This window comes from Sporosarcina sp. SAFN-015 (assembly GCF_051966875.1).
Classification (GTDB): domain Bacteria; phylum Bacillota; class Bacilli; order Bacillales_A; family Planococcaceae; genus Sporosarcina.
In genome coordinates this window covers 92,798-111,349 of the sequence record NZ_JBQCKP010000009.1, presented here as the reverse complement: position 1 = coordinate 111,349, position 18,552 = coordinate 92,798, and the positions used below count along the sequence as shown (strand labels likewise).

Annotated in this window: 17 protein-coding genes; 15 read left to right on the top strand and 2 right to left on the bottom strand. The window is 41.8% G+C overall.

The genetic code is table 11. The annotated features are described in order from the left end of the window. Nucleotides 1-177: 177 nt before the first annotated feature. Nucleotides 178-780, bottom strand: a complete 603-nt coding sequence (gene rpsD, locus ACTHPA_RS15340) for a 30S ribosomal protein S4 (RefSeq protein ID WP_381446233.1) — start codon at nucleotides 778-780, stop codon at nucleotides 178-180. 346 nt (nucleotides 781-1,126) lie between these two features. Here rpsD and ACTHPA_RS15335 point away from each other — a divergent pair, with 346 nt between their 5' ends. Both ACTHPA_RS15335 and megL read left to right on the top strand, forming a co-directional pair. Next, nucleotides 1,127-2,995, top strand: a complete 1,869-nt coding sequence (locus ACTHPA_RS15335; RefSeq protein ID WP_440501410.1) for a sensor domain-containing diguanylate cyclase — start codon at nucleotides 1,127-1,129, stop codon at nucleotides 2,993-2,995. Nucleotides 2,996-3,081: 86 nt separating this feature from the next. Beyond that, the gene (megL, locus tag ACTHPA_RS15330; protein ID WP_440501408.1) at nucleotides 3,082-4,299 is read left to right on the top strand and encodes a methionine gamma-lyase; all 1,218 of its coding nucleotides are present in this window, start codon (nucleotides 3,082-3,084) and stop codon (nucleotides 4,297-4,299) included. A gap of 48 nt (nucleotides 4,300-4,347) precedes the next feature. Here megL and ACTHPA_RS15325 read toward each other — a convergent pair whose 3' ends face one another. Further along, nucleotides 4,348-4,830, bottom strand: coding sequence for a GAF domain-containing protein (locus ACTHPA_RS15325; protein ID WP_440501406.1), 483 nt, complete (start codon nucleotides 4,828-4,830; stop codon nucleotides 4,348-4,350). 211 nt (nucleotides 4,831-5,041) lie between these two features. Here ACTHPA_RS15325 and ezrA point away from each other — a divergent pair, with 211 nt between their 5' ends. The 13 genes from ezrA (at nucleotide 5,042) to ACTHPA_RS15260 (ending at nucleotide 18,540) form a co-directional block, all read left to right on the top strand. After that, a complete protein-coding gene (gene ezrA / locus ACTHPA_RS15320; protein ID WP_440501405.1) occupies nucleotides 5,042-6,736 on the top strand; it encodes a septation ring formation regulator EzrA in 1,695 nt (564 codons plus the stop codon). A 282-nt stretch (nucleotides 6,737-7,018) separates the two neighbouring features. Next, on the top strand, nucleotides 7,019-8,149 hold the full coding sequence (locus ACTHPA_RS15315) for a cysteine desulfurase family protein (protein WP_440501403.1): 1,131 nt from the start codon (nucleotides 7,019-7,021) through the stop codon (nucleotides 8,147-8,149). A 3-nt stretch (nucleotides 8,150-8,152) separates the two neighbouring features. Beyond that, nucleotides 8,153-9,358: a tRNA uracil 4-sulfurtransferase ThiI gene (gene thiI / locus ACTHPA_RS15310; RefSeq protein WP_440501402.1), complete on the top strand. Its 1,206-nt coding sequence runs from the start codon at nucleotides 8,153-8,155 to the stop codon at nucleotides 9,356-9,358. Between the two features lie 83 nt (nucleotides 9,359-9,441). Next, on the top strand, nucleotides 9,442-9,651 hold the full coding sequence (locus tag ACTHPA_RS15305) for a small, acid-soluble spore protein, alpha/beta type (RefSeq protein ID WP_381446212.1): 210 nt from the start codon (nucleotides 9,442-9,444) through the stop codon (nucleotides 9,649-9,651). A gap of 174 nt (nucleotides 9,652-9,825) precedes the next feature. After that, nucleotides 9,826-11,400 carry an acyl-CoA synthetase MbcS gene (gene mbcS, locus ACTHPA_RS15300; protein WP_440501401.1) on the top strand — a complete coding sequence of 525 codons (1,575 nt, stop codon included), beginning with the start codon at nucleotides 9,826-9,828 and terminating at the stop codon, nucleotides 11,398-11,400. A gap of 110 nt (nucleotides 11,401-11,510) precedes the next feature. Further along, nucleotides 11,511-12,428 (top strand): EamA family transporter RarD, encoded by a 918-nt coding sequence (gene rarD / locus ACTHPA_RS15295; protein WP_440501400.1) that lies wholly within the window; start codon nucleotides 11,511-11,513, stop codon nucleotides 12,426-12,428. A gap of 62 nt (nucleotides 12,429-12,490) precedes the next feature. Continuing rightward, nucleotides 12,491-13,495: a signal peptide peptidase SppA gene (gene sppA / locus ACTHPA_RS15290; RefSeq protein ID WP_440501399.1), complete on the top strand. Its 1,005-nt coding sequence runs from the start codon at nucleotides 12,491-12,493 to the stop codon at nucleotides 13,493-13,495. Between the two features lie 14 nt (nucleotides 13,496-13,509). Then, on the top strand, nucleotides 13,510-14,094 hold the full coding sequence (locus ACTHPA_RS15285; protein WP_440501397.1) for an RDD family protein: 585 nt from the start codon (nucleotides 13,510-13,512) through the stop codon (nucleotides 14,092-14,094). 33 nt (nucleotides 14,095-14,127) lie between these two features. After that, on the top strand, nucleotides 14,128-14,634 hold the full coding sequence (gene tpx / locus ACTHPA_RS15280) for a thiol peroxidase (RefSeq protein WP_440501396.1): 507 nt from the start codon (nucleotides 14,128-14,130) through the stop codon (nucleotides 14,632-14,634). Nucleotides 14,635-14,722: 88 nt separating this feature from the next. Beyond that, a complete protein-coding gene (locus ACTHPA_RS15275; protein WP_440501394.1) occupies nucleotides 14,723-15,637 on the top strand; it encodes a class I SAM-dependent methyltransferase in 915 nt (304 codons plus the stop codon). A 389-nt stretch (nucleotides 15,638-16,026) separates the two neighbouring features. Beyond that, nucleotides 16,027-16,887, top strand: coding sequence for an aminoglycoside phosphotransferase family protein (locus tag ACTHPA_RS15270; RefSeq protein ID WP_440501392.1), 861 nt, complete (start codon nucleotides 16,027-16,029; stop codon nucleotides 16,885-16,887). Nucleotides 16,888-17,378: 491 nt separating this feature from the next. Beyond that, nucleotides 17,379-17,771 (top strand): SMI1/KNR4 family protein, encoded by a 393-nt coding sequence (locus ACTHPA_RS15265; protein ID WP_440501390.1) that lies wholly within the window; start codon nucleotides 17,379-17,381, stop codon nucleotides 17,769-17,771. 199 nt (nucleotides 17,772-17,970) lie between these two features. Continuing rightward, nucleotides 17,971-18,540, top strand: a complete 570-nt coding sequence (locus ACTHPA_RS15260) for a GNAT family N-acetyltransferase (RefSeq protein ID WP_440501389.1) — start codon at nucleotides 17,971-17,973, stop codon at nucleotides 18,538-18,540. The last annotated feature ends 12 nt before the right edge of the window (nucleotides 18,541-18,552 follow it).

Here is an 18,552-nt window from a genome sequence, read left to right as displayed (position 1 = left end):
TAATTGCTTTCGTATCCAGTTGCATGCTGTATCTTAATGTAAGCACCATTGTGTAGCGAGAGTCAATAGTAAAAAATCAAATAGATATTATCTTGCGAAAAAATGAAAAAACCCTTGAAACGTTGATTAAACAACATTTCAAGGGTTTTATTAGCATTATAATGCTTTATGCTACTATTAACGAGAGTAGAACTCAACGATAAGAGCTTCGTTAATTTCAGCAGCAAGTTCGCTACGCTCTGGAAGACGTACAAATGTACCGACTTTAGTGTCAGCGTTGAATGAAACGTACTCAGGAACATAGTTGTTCACTTCAAGCGCTTCGTTTACAACATCAAGGTTTTGAGATTTTTCACGAAGAGAGATCTCTTGACCAGGTTTTACGCTGTAAGATGGGATGTCAACGCGTTTACCGTCAACAAGGATGTGACCGTGGTTGACGAGTTGGCGTGCTGCACGACGAGTGCGTGCAAGACCCATGCGGTATACTAGGTTATCAAGGCGAGTTTCAAGAAGAATCATGAAGTTCTCACCGTGTTTACCAGGCATTTTACCAGCTTTGTTGAAAACAGTTTTAAATTGACGTTCGTTCACACCGAACATGAAACGAAGTTTTTGTTTTTCTTGTAATTGCAATCCGTATTCGGAAAGTTTTTTACGTTGAGTAGGACCGTGTTGTCCTGGTGCATAAGGGCGTTTTTCAATTTCTTTTCCAGTACCGCTTAGCGAAATGCCAAGACGACGGGAAAGTTTCCAAGATGGACCTGTATAACGAGCCATGAAAGACTCCTCCTCTGTTTTGGTTTTATTTTGTTGTAAAATAAGAACCAGATGTATTCAATCCGTGTGCCATTCTATAATCTTGCATCCTCGCCTCAGCAGCCTCAAGGTTACGCGATGCACCTTACTGAAAGGAATAGACTGGACAACATGGATCATACAACTGCTGCAACTATTTTACACAAGGAACATCATAACAATTATTCGCATATGAGTCAAGCTCTTTTCATGACGATTCAAATTTCAGAGAAAGAAACGATTGAAAAACTATAAATAATAGGTTGTTTGTATTAGAATGTAAATATAGGTATTAATTACGAGGGTCGTAAAATGAGGGTGATGGCAAATGAACGATCATAAAATGACATTATATGAAGTGAAAAGCGCTGTTTTTGATTTATTATCAAATTTGAATGATGAACAACCTCTTGAAGACAATCTTGCGAAGTTCAAGGAGATGTTCATGAATCAGTTTGATATCATGGATGCTGAAATACTTCTTTACGAGAATAATAGGTTCGTACCGCTCAATAATAGTGACGCCGCACAGAAAAATAGTTCGTCGGGTCATGAAGCATATACAAAAGACCATCCGATTTTCAATGTCTCATTTATGTCGCATGCCTCTGGCAGGGAGTATGAATTCGCTGACGACTCACTCATCATAAGAGATATTCATCTTGCTCCTCTAGGCGCGCTGTTATTTAAGGCAAGTGAGAAATGGCACGCATTCGCCTTGACGGACCATTTGAAGGATTTGAAGAGAGTGTTTGGCACGTTCATTAGCCAAGCTGTCAAAATGCATGAACTCTCAGTAAAGGAAAAGACATATCGTCATCTATTTGAAGTGGCAGAGCTTTTCAACTCAACAATGGAAAGTGATGTCATCCTTGAAGGGCTTCTGGAGGCCGTTACCGAATCATATCCAGCTTATGATGTAAGTCTGCTTCTATCGAATGAACAAAAAGGAAAAACGAATGAATATCGTTTGTTTGACTATGCGAATGAAAGGGCATCCGCAATCGATGCATTTCTGTCAGGCGATCTAACAATTGAAAATGCATCGGATATTTCAAGTGTTCTAATGAATGCTCCAATTCGTGGAAGGCAAGGGATCTACGGCGTATTACAGATTACCGCCCCAGGAGATACAGAATTTACAGTGACGCATAAGAGCTTTATTAGATCGATAGCGAATGCTGCCGGTAGCGCACTGGAAAATGCTAGCCTTTACGACCAATCCCATCGACTTGTGGATGATCTGCGTTTAGTAAATGAAGCATCAAGGAAGTTGAACAGCAATTTGGAGCTTGATGAAATGATTGCCTTTCTTAAAGATCAATTTCTTCATGCATTCCGCCCGAACGAAATTGCATTCGTATTTTATGATGAGAAATGTGACTATTCCATTTCCCGATCGAGTACGTCCTTTTTCACCAATGATGCAGGAAAGACATTTATCGAAACTGTTTCACTCCGCTTGCGTGGCGGGGAAGAAGCTATTTTTGACGTGAATACGAAAATTTGCACGGAAGATGTCGAGAATTTCAAATCAATTGTCGCCCTCCCTATTAGGAACGGCGGTGAAATGATTGGATTCATCGTTCTTATGCATCAAAAAGAGTACTTCTTCTCATTTGACAGTTTCAAATTAATGCGTTCGCTTATTGGTCATTCTTCATTGGCCATTTCAAATATTATGCTGCGTGATCAGTTGCAGGAGCTAGTGAATAAAGATCACTTAACTAAACTATTTACCCGTTCCTATTTAGATGAAATTGTAACTTCTTCGATGGATAATGAAGAGTCAGGCATATTCCTGTTAATGGATGTGGACAATTTCAAATTGGTAAACGACTCTTACGGCCACACGACAGGAGATTTAGTATTGCAGCAAATTGCTTCCTTTATCCTGACGAAAGTGGGAGAGAGAGGGATTGCAAGCAGATGGGGCGGTGAGGAAATTGCAATTTTCGTCCCATCCGCGACCATCGAGGAAGGCGTCGATTTGGCTAGACAACTCGGGGAAGGAATACCTGCAGCAACAGATCCTCAAGTGACCGTGTCAATTGGATTGGCAGGTTGGTCTCCAGAGGACGGAAAGTCTTATAAGGAGCTTTTCCAATCGACGGACCAAGCATTATATCACGCAAAAAATTATGGTAAGAACCGTTTTGTTCTGCACGGAGCGGCTTCGGCGATAAATTGTCGCTGAAGTTGCTCTTTTTCTTTTTCGGTAGAGAGGGTAAAATGAAGATAGGGAATGTAAGTGCTTACAAAAAACGAAGGGCGGAATGGAAAATGAATAAAAAGAAACAGACACTCCATAAAGATACTCTTGTCATCCATGAAGGCTATGATGATTCGAAGCATCATGGCAGTTTGGCGGTACCACTCTATCAAACTTCGACTTATTCATTTGAAAATGCAATTCAAGGGGAAAAACGCTTCGCGGGTGAAGAGGCGGGGAATATTTACTCAAGACTCGGCAGTCCGACTGTCAGCGTTCTTGAAGAAAGAATAGCTGCATTAGAAAATGGAGCAGCTGCACTAGCTTTCGGTTCCGGTATGGCGGCAGTCAGCTCTATCCTCGTTCACTTGACGAAGGCGGGAGATCATATTATCTGCTCTAGGGGCATCTATGGCTGTACATTCGGCTTTCTTAGAATCTTGCAAGAGAAATATAATATTACTCATAATTTGATCAGTATGACGAATGAGGAAGAGATTGAAAAGGCAATCACGCCTGAAACCGTGTGTATCTACGTAGAAACACCGATCAATCCGACAATGGAATTGGTTGACTTGCAAATGGTGTGCAATGTAGCACGGAAGCATGGATTGGTTGTCGTTGTCGATAATACATTCACATCACCATATTTGCAAAATCCAATCGACTATGGAGCGGATTATGTCTTGCATAGCGCAACGAAATATATTAATGGACACGGTGACGTCATCGCTGGATTGCTCGTCGGGAAAGATGCAGATGAAATGCAGAAACTTAAGATGAGTGTTCAAAAAGATTACGGGGCCATCATGTCTCCATTTGACGCATGGTTACTTATCCGAGGACTAAAGACACTGCCTGTCCGGATGGAAAGGCATACAGCAAATGCTGAAAAAATCCTCGACTATCTAAAGGGCCAGCCGCTCGTCGAAGACATCTATTATCCGTTTGATGCAGGCAACCCGCAGTTTGAAATTGCCAAACGTCAAATGAAAGCTGGCGGTGGTCTTATTTCATTTACGGTGAAAGGCGGCAAGGAGAGCGCCCAATCGTTCATTGACAGCCTTTCATTGATCAAAATCGCTGTCAGTCTTGGTGATGCCGAGACACTTATCCAACATCCTGCGACGATGACGCATTCAGGCGTGCCGGAAGCGGACCGTTTGCAAATGGGGATTACAGATTCATTGCTTCGTCTATCTGTCGGTCTAGAGTATGCGGACGATCTCATCGCCGACTTGGACTCCGCTTTCATCACATTAGGACAAAAACATTCGACACATGCATGAAAAAATGCCCGACGTACTTACTCATATGTCGGGCATTTTTTCATGCATTTATATATGCTTAACAAGTACGCTCACAAATTGCTCAAGTCCTTTTTGATCGTCTTCATTAAAACGCTCATATTCCGGACTATCGATATCAAGTACGCCGATCACTTCTCCGTCTTTCATCAACGGAACGACAATCTCAGAACGGGATGCGGCATCACAAGCGATATGTCCTGGGAATTTGTTAACGTCCGGAACTAAAATGGTTTCTTTGTTTTGAGCGGCAGTCCCGCAAACGCCTCTTCCAAGAGGAATCCGGATGCACGCAGGCAAACCTTGGAATGGCCCGAGTACAAGCTCGTCCTCGCTGTCCATTAGATAAAAGCCAGCCCAATTGATGCGGTCAAAAAATTGGTTGAGCAAAGCTGATGCATTGCTTAAATTTGCATAACGGTTGCTCTCTCCGGAAAGTAACGCATCAAGTTGTTTTGCCAGTTGTTCATACTTTTCCTTTGGAACGTCCGAATAAGTAGTTGTCGTAAACAAAAAAAGCACCCCCTAAATATATTCCTTTTCAGTATACGACCCTCGTGGATATTCTACAAATTTCGTGGGAATCGGCCTCGAAAAAACCTTTTTCCCTATAATTCGTCCAAAATCGTACGAAAATGCTTTAAACATGTTACTATATAAGATAATATTATTGTAAATAGTGGTTAAAAGTTCATTTCAGTGACTTCGGAATAGGGGGATCACAATGGTGAAATATTTCATCATTCCAATTATTGTTCTACTTGTGCTTATTACCATCGCCTTTTTATTCAGGCGTAAACATATTAGCGAAATAAATAAACTAGAACATGAAAAGATGCAAATTCAAAACAAGCCGATTTTTGAAGAGATGATGAAGGTTAAACAATTGAATATGACAGGCGAAACAGAAGAGAAGTTCGAAAGATGGCGAAATGAATGGACAGAAGTCGTCGACGTACATATGCCTAAAATTGATTCCATGTTATTTGACGCGGAAGACTTAATTGATCGGTTTCGTTTCAAAAAAGCGACAGTGATCGAAAAAGAAATCCAAGAAAAAATCCGCCAATGTGATAAAAGGAAAAATGACATTTTGGAAGAGCTGAACGAATTGATCGGCAGTGAGGAAAAGAACAGGATTGAAATCGAAAACTTACGCGAGCAATATCGATTAGCACGGAAAACAATATTAGCCCATCAGCACTCGTACGGGATGACTGTCACTCCATTAGAAAAGGAGCTTGAATCATTCACCCCTAAATTTGAGGAATATGATGAATTAACGGCTAATGGGAACTACCTCCTTGCCCGTGAAATCGTCATCACCTTGTCTTCGAAAGGGGAAAGGTTATCGACACTTATTCATGAAATACCTTCTTTGCTGACGGAGCTTCAAAACAAGATTCCTGCCTCCATAAGAGAATTGCGGAACGGCATTCGAGAAATGGAAGAGCAATCTTATAATTTGGCACATCTTGATTTGCAGACGCAATTACATGAAATCGAGGGAGCTATCGGGGAACAATTAACGAAGATGGCTGAACTTGACATTGATACGGTAAGGCAAAATGTTATGGAAATGAATGATCGCATTGATGCTTTCTATGATTCCTTGGAGAACGAAGTGAATGCAAAGCATTATGTGGATTATCATTTTGCTGACATCGAAGAATCGTTGGAAGCCATTATAAGATTGACGAAGGAGACATCCGACGAGGCGGTCTATGTCCAACAGAGTTATCGTCTAGATGAAAAAGAAGCGAAATTACCGCAATCAAGCTTGAAAAGGTTGGAGACAATCCAAAAACGTCATGATATGTTGAAGGTCATGATGGCCGAAGAGCAATCCCCTTATTCATTCATGGAAACTGAACTGAAAGGGATTGCTGATGAGCTTGAAGAAATTGCCGAGGAACAAGAAAGTCTTGCAAATCGGATGAAAAATCTTCGGATTGACGAAAACAATGTTCGAAACAAACTGAACGAATTTGCGCGGGACTTGCAAAACGCGGATCGGAAGCTTCACCGTGGAAATATTCCGGGAATCCCTGATGAAATGGATGCTCGGCTTGAGGAAGCGGAGGAGCAGCTATTCCTTGTAAGTCAAAGTTTGCAGGAAGTCCCGTTGAATATATCAGTCGCTGAAAGTTATTTGGCAAATGCAGAAACCGCTGTAAAAGAAGTGAATGAAAAAGTAGATGAGCTTCTGGAAAATGTCATGCTTGTTGAACGAATCATCCAATACGGAAATCGTTATCGCGCATCAAATTTGGAGATGCATGAACGTTTGCTTGATGCAGAAGAATCCTTTAGGCAATTCCGTTATGCCAAAGCACTGGAAGAAGCTGCAACGGCTGTAGAAGCCGTTGAACCTGGTGCAATGAAGCGAATTGAAGAAATGTTGAAAGAACAAGTCTAATGTTGAATGACAATGACAAGCCACCAGCATAATGAGTGCAGGTGGCTTTGTTGTGGGAAAAGCTGAAGGCGCTTGCCCAGCATAGGTTCGCAGTCTAAGTACGCCGCTTCCTGCGGCAACGACTGCATGACCGGCTTCCTGCCGGCCTCAGGCATAAGCCAAAGATGCATCGTGGCGCTCTATGCCACAGAGCAGCTTTGGCTTATGACCCGAGCGTCTAGCGTCTGAAGCTGGACAGTGGGAAAAGCTGAACATTGGCGAAGAAAAGAAAGGAAAATCTATATGATTTATTTTGATAACAGCTCAACGACACAGCCTGATGAAAGTGTCCTTGAATCTTTCATAGCGGCAAATATGAAATATTACGCGAACCCAGCTTCGCTGCATATATACGGAAGGGAAACCGAAGTTTTATTAAAGCGCTCAAAAGAGCAAATGCTCAGCCTTGTTGGTAATGAAAGCGGTGAAGTCATACTAACATCAGGCGGCACGGAAGCAAATAATTTGGCAATAATCGGTCTCGCTGAAGCATATCGAGGAAGAGGAAATCATATAATCACGACGCAAATCGAGCATCCTTCCATTTTGAACGCATGCCGAAAATTGGAGGAAAGTGGATTCGAAGTTGATTACCTGCCGGTTGATGCCCAAGGTCGCATCTCGCTTGATGAATTAGAGAAGACGGTGAAAAAAGAAACTATTCTCATTAGTATCATGCACGTCAATAATGAAATTGGCACGATTCAACCAATCCGACAATGCGCGGAAATTATTAAAAACAAAAGCCGTGCAATTTTTCATGCTGATTGTGTTCAAAGTTTTGGAAAGCTGCCAGTCAATATGGATTCACTTCAATTGGATGCCATCACCTTGTCAGCACATAAAGTGAATGGGTTAAAGAACTCTGGTGCATTAATTTTGAAAAAAGGCGTTACACCGGTTGCCATCAACTTTGGCGGTGGTCAGGAAAATGGATTGAGAAGCGGAACCGTTTCAGTTCCGAATGCGGTAGCAATGGCTAAGGCGATGAGGATCAGCTCTGTTCAAGAGGAGAGAGAAGATTTCCGAGAGTGGCGAAATTTGCTGATAGCAGTTTGCCGACCATATGAAAATATTCGGGTCCTATCACCGGATTATGGAGCGCCGCATATTTTATCCCTTGCATTCAAATCAATCAAGGGAGAAGTTGCTGTGAACTACTTCCAAGAGCAAGGCATTATCATTTCAACTTCAAGCGCCTGCTCATCAAAAAGTAAAAATGCAGGACATGTTATAGAAGCAATCGGATTGGAAAATAAGTTTAAAAACGGGGTCATTCGTATAAGTTTCGGCAACACTAATACAAAAGACCAAATAAATGAATTTATAAAAGTGCTAAAAAGCTTCATGGATTTGATTGAGAGGGGAATGTAACTGATGGAATGGAAAGAGATCTTAATTCGATACGGTGAATTATCTTTAAAGGGACGGAATCGAAACCAATTCGTTCGCAGATTAAAAAATAATATAAAAGATGCCTTGACCGATTTGAAATCTGTTCAGTTGCGCGCTGAACGAGATCGAATGTTTTTGCTTGCAGATAATGAGATGGATATGAAGGAAGCGATTGAACGCTTGCCGCATATATTTGGCATCCAGTCATTTAGCCCGGTTGCTATGTGTGAAGCGGATCTAGATGCCATTAAAAAGAAAGCACTCGAAGTGATCGGTACCGAAGATACTGAGGGCAAAACATTTAAAGTAGAGATAAAGCGGGCAGACAAAACATTCCCATATGTTACGGGAGAATTGCAACAGGCAATCGGTGGACATGTACTACATCATTTTCCCGAGCTTACTGTTCAAATGAAAAAGCCTGATATTATGCTGCTCGTCGATATTCGAAAAGAAGGAGCCTTTCTTACGTCAAAAGTTTATAAAGGGGCAGGCGGCATGCCTGTTGGTTCGAATGGACATTCATTGCTTATGCTTTCCGGAGGGATCGACAGCCCGGTAGCAGGTTATTTACTTATGAAACGCGGCGTCTCCATTGATGCAATCCATTTTGCGAGCCCTCCATATACGAGCGAATTAGCAAAACGAAAAGTAATAGATTTGACCGAAAAGCTATGCTCGTTCGGAGCGCCGGTCCGTCTCCATGTCATCCCTTTCACGGAATTGCAGCAAGCAATCGTCCAGCAGGTGCCTGATAACTTATCGATGACGACGACAAGAAGAATGATGCTGCAAATCGCAGATAAAGTAAGAGAAGAGATCGGTGCTTTGGCAATTGTTACGGGAGAAAGCCTCGGACAAGTTGCGAGTCAGACGCTTGAAAGCTTAACTGCGATAAACGAAGTGACCGCAACACCTATCTTGCGACCTTTAATCGCAATGGATAAGCTCGACATAATTGAGATTTCACAACAGATCGGGACGTACGAAACTTCAATCAGGCCATATGAGGATTGCTGTACAATCTTTACCCCAAGCAATCCAAAAACAAAACCGAAGCTCGAGAAAGTCCAACATTTTGAAAGCTTTTTTGATTTCCAACCTTTGATTGAGGAAGCGGTACAAAATAGGGAGATCATCGAAGTGTGGCAACAGCAAGAGAAGGATGAATTCGAGGGTCTTCTTTAAAATAAAGAAATTATTACCATAATACCTCCTGCATGAATTTCCGGAAACGGTCCATTCTATATGCACAAGGAGGTGACAACGACATGGCGAACAACAACAGCGGCAACTCAAACCAACTCCTAGTTCCAGGGGTACAACAAGCTCTTGACCAAATGAAAAACGAAATCGCAGCAGAATTTGGTGTAAACCTTGGACCAGACTCCACATCGCGTGCCAACGGATCCGTCGGCGGAGAAATTACTAAGCGATTAGTGCGTCAAGCCCAACAACAAATGAAGGGTTACCAACAATAACGAGTTTATGAAAGCTGTCCCGGATTTCCGGGGCAGTTTTTCTTTATTTCATTACACACCAGTCTTGACGGAGAAGGGATAGATTATTCAAATAACTGAAAGAAATGTGAATATGTTTTGAATTTCCCACGGGACGTTTGTATAATTGAGTAATACATAAAAGGGGGAGATCAGATGAATCGTGAAGAATTACTGGCACCGGAGGATTATAATCTCGTTTCCGAATTTGAAAAGTATGCAACAGGCTCCGAAAAAAATGCTTTGATTTACGTTAATTCAGACGGTCAGGAACAGGAAATTACATATGATGAATTAATGGCCTCAGCGAATAGAGCGGCAAATGTGTTTGTAGAAAGCGGTTTGAAGAAAGGGGATGTCATCCTCGTAATGGTTCCACGGACCATCGATGCGTATATAACGTATATCGGCGCATTGAAGGCGGGAATTGTCGTCATTCCAAGTTCTGAAATGCTCCGCTCCTCTGATATTGAATATCGATTGGAACATAGTCAGGCAAAAGCGATTGTCGCTAATGAATCATTCATGGACCAGTTTGAAACAGTGAATAATTTACAAGGTGTTCAATTGTTTGTAATTGGCCAATCATGCGAAAGCCAAAAATCATTGACACAGTTAATGGATTCAGCTTCCTCCAATTTTGAAGCATCCGCTACTAAGTCTACAGATATGGCGTTTCTTTCATACACATCAGGGACTACAGGAAAACCGAAAGGAGTCGTCCATACACATGCTTGGGCTTATGCGCATTTGCGAACAGCTGGTCCAAACTGGCTTGGCATAAAGGAAGGAGATGTCGTTTGGGCGACCGCGGCGCCGGGATGGCAGAAATGGATTTGGTCTCCATTCCTATCCGTTTTAGGAAGTGGGGCGACTGGCCTTGTATATAACGGAAAATTTGACGTAAAAACATATTTGGATTTAATTAAGAAATTCGAAGTGAATGTACTATGCTGTACACCAACCGAATATCGGTTTATGGCCAAAGCTGAAAATTTACAGGATTATGACCTATCCTCACTTCGAAGTGCAGTATCAGCTGGCGAGCCGTTGAATAGGGAAGTAATCGATATTTTTGAAAGAACATTCAGTCTAGCGGTTAGAGATGGGTATGGACAAACGGAAAATACACTCCTTGTCGGAACGATGATAGGGATGGAAGCAAGGCCAGGCTCGATGGGAAAACCGACCCCGGGGAATCGAGTCGATATTATTGATGAAGAAGGGATGCCGGTAAGGGCTGGAGAGGTGGGGGATATTGCTGTTCACGTATCTACGCCAGCACTCTTCAAAGAGTACTTGAATGATCCTGAACGGACGAAAATGCAATTTAGAGGCGAATATTACGTGACGGGAGATCGTGCGAGACTCGATGAAGACGGATATTTTTGGTTTGAAGGACGCGGTGATGACATTATTATCAGTTCCGGATATACAATCGGACCGTTCGAAGTCGAAGATGCGTTGACGAAACATTCGGCGGTTCGCGAGTGTGCGGTCGTCGGCAGCCCTGACGAAGTGCGGGGCAGCGTCGTAAAAGCGTTCATCGTTTTGCGCAATCCCGAAATGGAGCAAAGCGAAAGTCTTGTAAAAGAATTGCAAGAGCATGTGAAAACGTTGACAGCTCCATATAAATACCCACGTAAAATTGAATTCGTCTCGGAACTGCCGAAGACGGCATCAGGAAAAATCATGCGTGTTGAATTGAGAAGATTGGAGCAAAATAAATGATTTTAGCAGACCGTCCAACGCTGTGAAGGCAAGGGCGGTTTTTTTCTTTGCGGGTTTACGAATAGTTTAGGAAGGACTATAATTGTCCTATTCGAAAGGAGGGTGCCTGAATGCAGTCTGAAAAAAGTGGTATCCTGTGGGTTGTCGGATCCTTTCTCATTTGGGGATTCATGCCGATTTATTGGAAGCATCTTGAACATGTACAAAGTGACGAAATTCTAACCGGGCGGATTATGTGGGCATTCATTTTCACGTTTCTTGCTGTGTTAATCATGAGAAATGGAAGGCAGCTTGTAAATGATGTCCGGAATCTATGGAAGAGCCAGTCGCAATTTTGGAGCCTATTTATCGCATCCGTGCTAGTCACCTCTAACTGGTTCATCTACATATGGGCGGTCAATCACGATTACATCGTGCAAACGAGCCTAGGTTATTATATCAATCCTCTCGTTTCTGTGTTGCTTGGCATTTTCTTTTTGAAGGAGAAGCTTTCTTCTTCGCAGAAAATTGCATTCTTACTAGCCTTTACGGGTGTCATCATCTTAACTGTTTCATATGGCAAGTTTCCATGGATCGCTTTAAGTCTTGCTATGACATTCGCGATTTATGGATTTATTAAGAAAAACGTGAAATTGGATGCTCTTCGCGGATTGGCAATCGAGACATTATTCATTACACCATTCGCAGTCGGCTATTACATATTTCTTTTCATGAAAGGTCAAGCCGCGTTTTTACAAGTAGATATAAAAACGGATATCCTTCTCATCCTTACGGGAATTGCAACTGCGCTTCCGCTTGTCATGTATGCGCAAGGTGTACGAATGGTTCCTTTGTATGTGGCGGGGTTCATACAATATATCGCACCTACTTTGATGCTGTTCATAGGAGTCGTCATATATAAAGAGTCGTTTGGCGGTGTTGAAATGTTGTCATTTTCATTAATTTGGGCTGCGCTAATTCTCTTCACTGTTTCTAAAGTATTTGAAACGGTTTCTACAAAAAGGAGTGCACATGAAACTTCAAAGTGAAATGAAACGTTTTTAAGACATGAACGTATACAATGGTGCAAGAAAGAAGGGGGAATTACATAATGGCAATGAAACGATGGATTGCAATCATCGTAGCTGCAGTGCTTATATTCATTTCGATAGGCATTAACTCACTTTCGTATTTATTCACGAGAGATTTCAGCGGCTTCATGGAAGAAATGGCGGCAGGCAATGCGGGCTATAGCGAAGTCGTCATCGAACAAGGAAAAGGAAGGGATCGAATTGCAGTCCTAACATTGGACGGAGTTATTCAAGACGTTGGCAGCTCCTTGTTCGCATCAAGTGGATATAACCACCAATTATTCATGTCCCAGCTTCATGATATCCTGAACGATCAAACGATAAAAGGCGTTGTCTTATCAGTGAACACACCTGGTGGAGGCGTAGTGGAATCTTCGGATATTTACGATGCCATCAAAGCAATCCAAAACGATAGGGAAATTCCTATATATGTAGCAATGGGCGGAATGGCCGCATCTGGAGGCTATTATGTATCCGCACCGGCAGAAAAGATTTTCGTTCACCCAGAAACGATTACTGGTTCCATCGGTGTCATCATGGAAAGCGTCAATTATGCTAAGCTAGCCGAAAAGTATGGAATTGATTTTAATACGATCAAAACTGGTCCTTACAAGGACATCATGAGCGGTTCCCGTGAAATGACACAAGAAGAGCATGATATGCTACAGGAAATGATCAATGATTCATACGAGCGATTTGTAGCGATTGTTGCAGAAGGGCGCAATATGACTACGGACCAAGTGAAAAAGGTCGCGGATGGCAGAATTATGAATGGGAAGCAGGCAATCGAATCCGGTCTTGCTGATGATTTCGGCAAGATGGGGGATGTCATCGATGCGATGAAAGCAGACTACGAACTGGAAAACGCAACCGTCTTTGAATATGCGCCAATGGAGAGCATTGGATCATTATTCGGAGTCGAAGTCGGGAATCTTTTCGGTCGTAATATGGAATCTGAGTTGATCGGTAAATTGTTATCGGATTATGATGCACCACGGATGATGTACTTATATGGTGAAAAATAAGGAGGGGATTAGGCATGACGGATTATATTGAACAGAACCAGCCGATGTATGACAATCCTGAGCCGAGTCGCCTTCCTGATTACGAAATCATCCGGACGGAGCGATTCAGACCGAAATTTGCAGGTTTCTGGACACGATTCTGGGCATATATCATCGACTTGCTAATTGTTTCATCGATTAGCGGTATATTTATCAAGCCGATCTTCAGGGTGTTTGATATTAAAATATCCAATCCATCATTTCTGTTATTCAGCCCGTACAAAGTAACGCTCCTCATTCTCTTTATTGCCTATTTCGCTTTCATGACGAAAATTGCAGGTCAGACTGTCGGCAAAATGATTTTAGGCATAAAAGTCGTCAGGCAAGATGGCGAGAGACTCACTTGGGGAACAATCTTGTTCAGGGAAGTGATCGGCAGATTCATTTCAAAGCTTCTTACAATCCCTTATTTGCTCGTTGTTTTTATGCCTAAAAAGGAAGCGTTGCATGACCTGTTTGCAGACACATACGTTATCCACGAACAGGCATTTGAAAAAGAAGTCATAGAGACTAGACAGGAACGTAAGGGCGAAGAGTTGCATGCGGGAACAATTGTTTAGTAGAATGAATTGAAATGAGAAGGAGGCGTCTTCATGGTAAATGTAACTTTTAAACAAAACCCGGTCACATTGCTCGGAAAAGAAGTAACAGTAGGCGACAAAGCTCCAGATTTCACAGTACTATCCAATGATTTACAACCGGTCACGCTGAATGATTCGAAAGGGAAAGTCCGTTTGATCAGCGTTGTACCATCACTTGACACCGGTGTTTGTTCAGAGCAGACACGTAAATTCAATGAAGAAGCAACTTCTTTTGGTGACGATGTGGTAGTGCTTACGATTTCCGTCGACCTACCTTTTGCACAAGCAAGATGGTGTGGAGCGGAAGGAATCAACAACGTTCAGACATTGTCAGACCATCGTGACCTTTCATTCGGAGAAGCCTATGGCGTCGTTATGAAAGAGTTTCGTCTATTGGCGCGCTCCGTCTTCGTTGTCGATCAGGATGATACAATCGCTTATGTTGAATACGTAAGTGAAGGAACGGATCACCCAGACTATGAAAAGGCAATAGCGGCTATAAAAGAATTGACTAAATAATTGGCTGGCCCACTCGGAAACGGGTGGGCCGCCTTACCGTTACACACCTTATTCAATGAAGTTATACTTGGGATTAGAGGGATTAATAATGGCAACAAATACAGAACTTATCTTTACATTTTTAAATGAATATGCAGAATCGAAAAAAGAGGATCTATATTTAGAAGCTGTCATTGATGCTTGTAATGAATGGCTCTCAGGCGAAACAATGCCGCGTTTGTCCCCGACTGTATCAAAAGAGGAAATTCGGCGTGGGATCCAACTAGCTGTCCTGAAAGGGATGAAGCAGAATGCTCAGCCGAATCATCAAATGACACCCGATGCTATCGGTATGCTAATTGGACATTTCGCAAACAAGCTCATGCAACATAAAGAACAAGTGACGTTGCTTGACCCGGCTGCAGGGACAGGCAATTTGCTTTTCACAGTCATGAATGCAATCGGTGATAACGTCACCGCTACATCTGTGGAAATAGATGAGCTGTTAGTCAGATTGTCCGCTGTCACTGCAGATCTTTTAGAACAGCCTGTCCGCTTTTTCATCCAGGACGCATTACGTCCACTACTTGTGGATCCGGTCGACTTAGTCGTTTGTGATCTTCCGGTTGGCTTTTATCCGGATGATGACAATGCACTCAACTTTGAAATGATGCCAGCTGAAGGGCATGCGTTCTCCCATCATCTGTTCATTGAACAATCGATGAACCATCTGAAGGAAGGCGGCTATGCAATATTCCTGACGCCTGCATCCCTTTTCGAGTCCGATCAATCAGCGGAGCTTCACCGCTATTTGAAGAAGAATGCGGTCATCCGAGCAGTCCTTCAATTGCCGGCTTCCTTATTCCGCAGCGCTGCACATGAAAAAAGCATCTTCATCTTACAGAAGCCGTACGCAGAAATGAAATCCGCTCCGGATGTTTTGCTGTCCAAGGTACCAAATATGTCGGATAAGATTGCAATGTCCCGCTTCCTTGAACAGATTGATGATTGGATCGATGATTAAATAAGCTGCTGATTTACGCTTTTGGTGGATGCTTTCCGTAGAACGTCATACTCGACCCTGCGCTTTCGCTTCTTTAGGGTCGCATTAAACATTGCTCGAAAACGTCGTTCTTCGTAACGGAGATTACTTCAGTCATCGGAGCCTTCACAATGCAGTTTCGAAAATTGAATCATAAATGGAATTATCAAGTTAATCCCTTCTGATCCTATTGTGGATTGGAAGGGATTTTTGAATATCTTTCCTTAGAAAAGATTTAATTGTGATAATATGGAATTGTATATAAAATTCACTATTGATGAATTAAGGTACATGGGCGTATTCGCTATACAACGATACTCTAAAATCGGGCCATATTGCAGCCAAACACTTTACAGAATAGGAGGGGTTGGATGTTAAAACGAGTCATTCAACAATTCGATTTGAATGTGATATCAATTAATGAGGTTGAAGATTCCCATAGTTCCACAGTTTACAAATGCAATTTGGTAAATAGGGAAAATATCTTTGTAAAAATACCGTACACAAAATTGAAGTGTAAGCGAGAGTTGGAAGCCTATGAGATCTTAAAAGATAGAGTTTCCATTCCTAAGATGCTGGATTATTGGCCTGGCGATGAGACGTGTCCGGGTGCATTTTTATTATCTGAATTAAAAGGCCAACCCTTAACGAAAAAGAATTCACCGGCAATAGCGTTTCAAGTAGGGGTCCTTCATGCCACTATGCACCAAATTCAACCGCCTTCATCACAGTTAACTGGCATACAAGATGAATTTCCGGATTGGTCATGTTTTGTAGAAAGCCAATTTTATAGTTTTGCTGAAGATGTAAAGGAAGTTCTAGATGAGACCTTATATAGACTGGCCATTGAACAATTCGAAACGATGAAACGACAGCTTCCGCCTGCTGATGGTCCGAGCTTTATACATATGGATTTTCGTCCAGCGAATATAATTGTTCAAGAAGATAAGGTGTCAGGGGTAATTGATTTTGAAAGCGTACGTTTCGGCTCAACAGAAATTGATTTCACCAAACTGCACCGTGATTTTCTAAGCTTCGATCTTAAATTGGATCAGTCCTATAAAGAAGGCTATAACACGATAAGACCGCTAATCGATTTAGAAGTTGTGTTGCCTTTCTATCAATTCACAGATGCTTTTAATAGTATTGGCTGGTGTCAACGCCGTGGAATTGAAAAACACGCTTCATTTCTAACGGAAAATATTTCAATCCTTAAAAGAGTTTTGCAATAAGCCACAATCCGGCGCAATTCCAGAAAAAGAAGTTGTGTCTATTCACTAAAGGCCATCCTATGACTATTTTTATCGTCTGTTTGCTGCAGTTAGTGTCTTGTCAAAATCATAATGGTTTGAAATCCAAAGGCGAAAGTGAAAATGTAAAGCTGATTCGGTTAGTGCTTATTATGAGCCATACGGGGGGGCAGTGGGTGGGTTTAATGTTTGGGTGGAATTAACAAAGAGAAGGTTATAAGAAAATAATTTATTATAATGATACAAATGACAATATCCAACTGGATTAGGTAGATGAAAAAACGCTATTCAAAACGAATGCAGGGCCTTATAACAACAGTGTCAAAATAGATGTGGAACGGGAAACTTATCATGATCGAGGATTGGCGTGCCGCAGTTGGCTGATGAATGATGAGTAAGAAAGATGTCATCAAGAATGATCTTTTATCGCTTGAAAAATAGGCAGAAAGCGTATTGAAGGATGTGTGGCAAGAATGTGGATCGATTATATTCGCGCGCTATCAAGTGGTGATTACTCCTACAAACCATCGGCGTCTGAAAGTGAAATGCATCAAGTTGCAGAGGAGCTTGGCGTTGGAGTATCCGAAAAGTTAATGGAATTATATAGAGAAACAAATGGAGTGTTTGACAGTTTCGGTTGCCCGTTAATATGGTCAATCTCTAGGGTAGTGGAGGATAATTTGTTTTTTAGAAATTTTGAAGACTATAAGGACATTTACATGCCATTCAATCACTTGTTATTTTTTTCGGATAATGGCTGCGGAGATTTATTTGGCTACAGAATAGCAAATGGCTCGATTCCAACAGATGATATTTATGTATGGAACCACGAAGATGATAGTAGAACTTGGGTTGCTTCCTCATAAGAAGTGTTTATTAAAGGCTGGATTACTGGAGAGATTATGACGTAAAAAAAGATTCTTTTCTAAAGTAGGCAGGATGCGTGAGGATCTAATGATTAAAGATGGCTGGCACGATTCTCTTTTATATAGCTTGTTGGAACATAAATAGATTGAGAAATAGGGAATTTCATTCGATCAATAAAAATGAAAAGGAGTTTTTCCGATGCTTTTTATAGGGGAAAGAGTTCGATTAAGGAAACTGTCCAGGGAAGATGCCGCTACGTACCATGAGTGGAGAAATGATTTAGAGGTGATGCATTATACGAGCCAGTCTCTAGATGTTTTTACATTGGCCGACACGGAAAGCTTCATTAACAGTATAGCCGAATCTACAACTTCAAAGAGTTATATCATCGAGGAAATAAAATCTGGTAAACCCATTGGCATCACATCACTTATTAACATCGATTTTGCAAACCGTAACGCTGAGTGCATCATTGACATCGGAGATAAGAATTACTGGAGCAAGGGGTTTGGACGAGAATCTTTCCAGCTACTAATAGAATTCGCCTTCAAAGAGTTAAATTTGCATAAGGTGGTTTTGAGGGTGTTTTCCTTCAATGAACGTGCGATAAATTTATATCAAAAACTCGGATTTGATGAAGAAGGAAGATTGAAGGAGCAACTGTATCGGAATGGCGCATGGCATGATGTTGTTTTCATGGGGTTCCTTAAAAGGGATTATCTGAATAACTCAAAATATAATAGGACGAATATAACTACTCCATTGTAAGAGAAAAAAACT

What these genes read in the sequence shown, in the direction of transcription:
- thiI (WP_440501402.1), top strand. Translation starts at nt 8,153, where the DNA reads ATGGAATGGAAAGAGATCTTAATTCGATACGGTGAATTATCTTTAAAG.
- ACTHPA_RS15315 (WP_440501403.1), top strand. Translation starts at nt 7,019, where the DNA reads ATGATTTATTTTGATAACAGCTCAACGACACAGCCTGATGAAAGTGTC.
- ACTHPA_RS15275 (WP_440501394.1), top strand. Translation starts at nt 14,723, where the DNA reads ATGGCAACAAATACAGAACTTATCTTTACATTTTTAAATGAATATGCA.
- sppA (WP_440501399.1), top strand. Translation starts at nt 12,491, where the DNA reads ATGGCAATGAAACGATGGATTGCAATCATCGTAGCTGCAGTGCTTATA.
- mbcS (WP_440501401.1), top strand. Translation starts at nt 9,826, where the DNA reads ATGAATCGTGAAGAATTACTGGCACCGGAGGATTATAATCTCGTTTCC.
- tpx (WP_440501396.1), top strand. Translation starts at nt 14,128, where the DNA reads ATGGTAAATGTAACTTTTAAACAAAACCCGGTCACATTGCTCGGAAAA.
- rarD (WP_440501400.1), top strand. Translation starts at nt 11,511, where the DNA reads ATGCAGTCTGAAAAAAGTGGTATCCTGTGGGTTGTCGGATCCTTTCTC.
- rpsD (WP_381446233.1), bottom strand. Translation starts at nt 780, where the DNA reads ATGGCTCGTTATACAGGTCCATCTTGGAAACTTTCCCGTCGTCTTGGC.
- ACTHPA_RS15260 (WP_440501389.1), top strand. Translation starts at nt 17,971, where the DNA reads ATGCTTTTTATAGGGGAAAGAGTTCGATTAAGGAAACTGTCCAGGGAA.
- ACTHPA_RS15285 (WP_440501397.1), top strand. Translation starts at nt 13,510, where the DNA reads ATGACGGATTATATTGAACAGAACCAGCCGATGTATGACAATCCTGAG.
- ACTHPA_RS15270 (WP_440501392.1), top strand. Translation starts at nt 16,027, where the DNA reads ATGTTAAAACGAGTCATTCAACAATTCGATTTGAATGTGATATCAATT.
- ACTHPA_RS15335 (WP_440501410.1), top strand. Translation starts at nt 1,127, where the DNA reads ATGAACGATCATAAAATGACATTATATGAAGTGAAAAGCGCTGTTTTT.
- ezrA (WP_440501405.1), top strand. Translation starts at nt 5,042, where the DNA reads ATGGTGAAATATTTCATCATTCCAATTATTGTTCTACTTGTGCTTATT.
- ACTHPA_RS15305 (WP_381446212.1), top strand. Translation starts at nt 9,442, where the DNA reads ATGGCGAACAACAACAGCGGCAACTCAAACCAACTCCTAGTTCCAGGG.
- megL (WP_440501408.1), top strand. Translation starts at nt 3,082, where the DNA reads ATGAATAAAAAGAAACAGACACTCCATAAAGATACTCTTGTCATCCAT.
- ACTHPA_RS15265 (WP_440501390.1), top strand. Translation starts at nt 17,379, where the DNA reads ATGTGGATCGATTATATTCGCGCGCTATCAAGTGGTGATTACTCCTAC.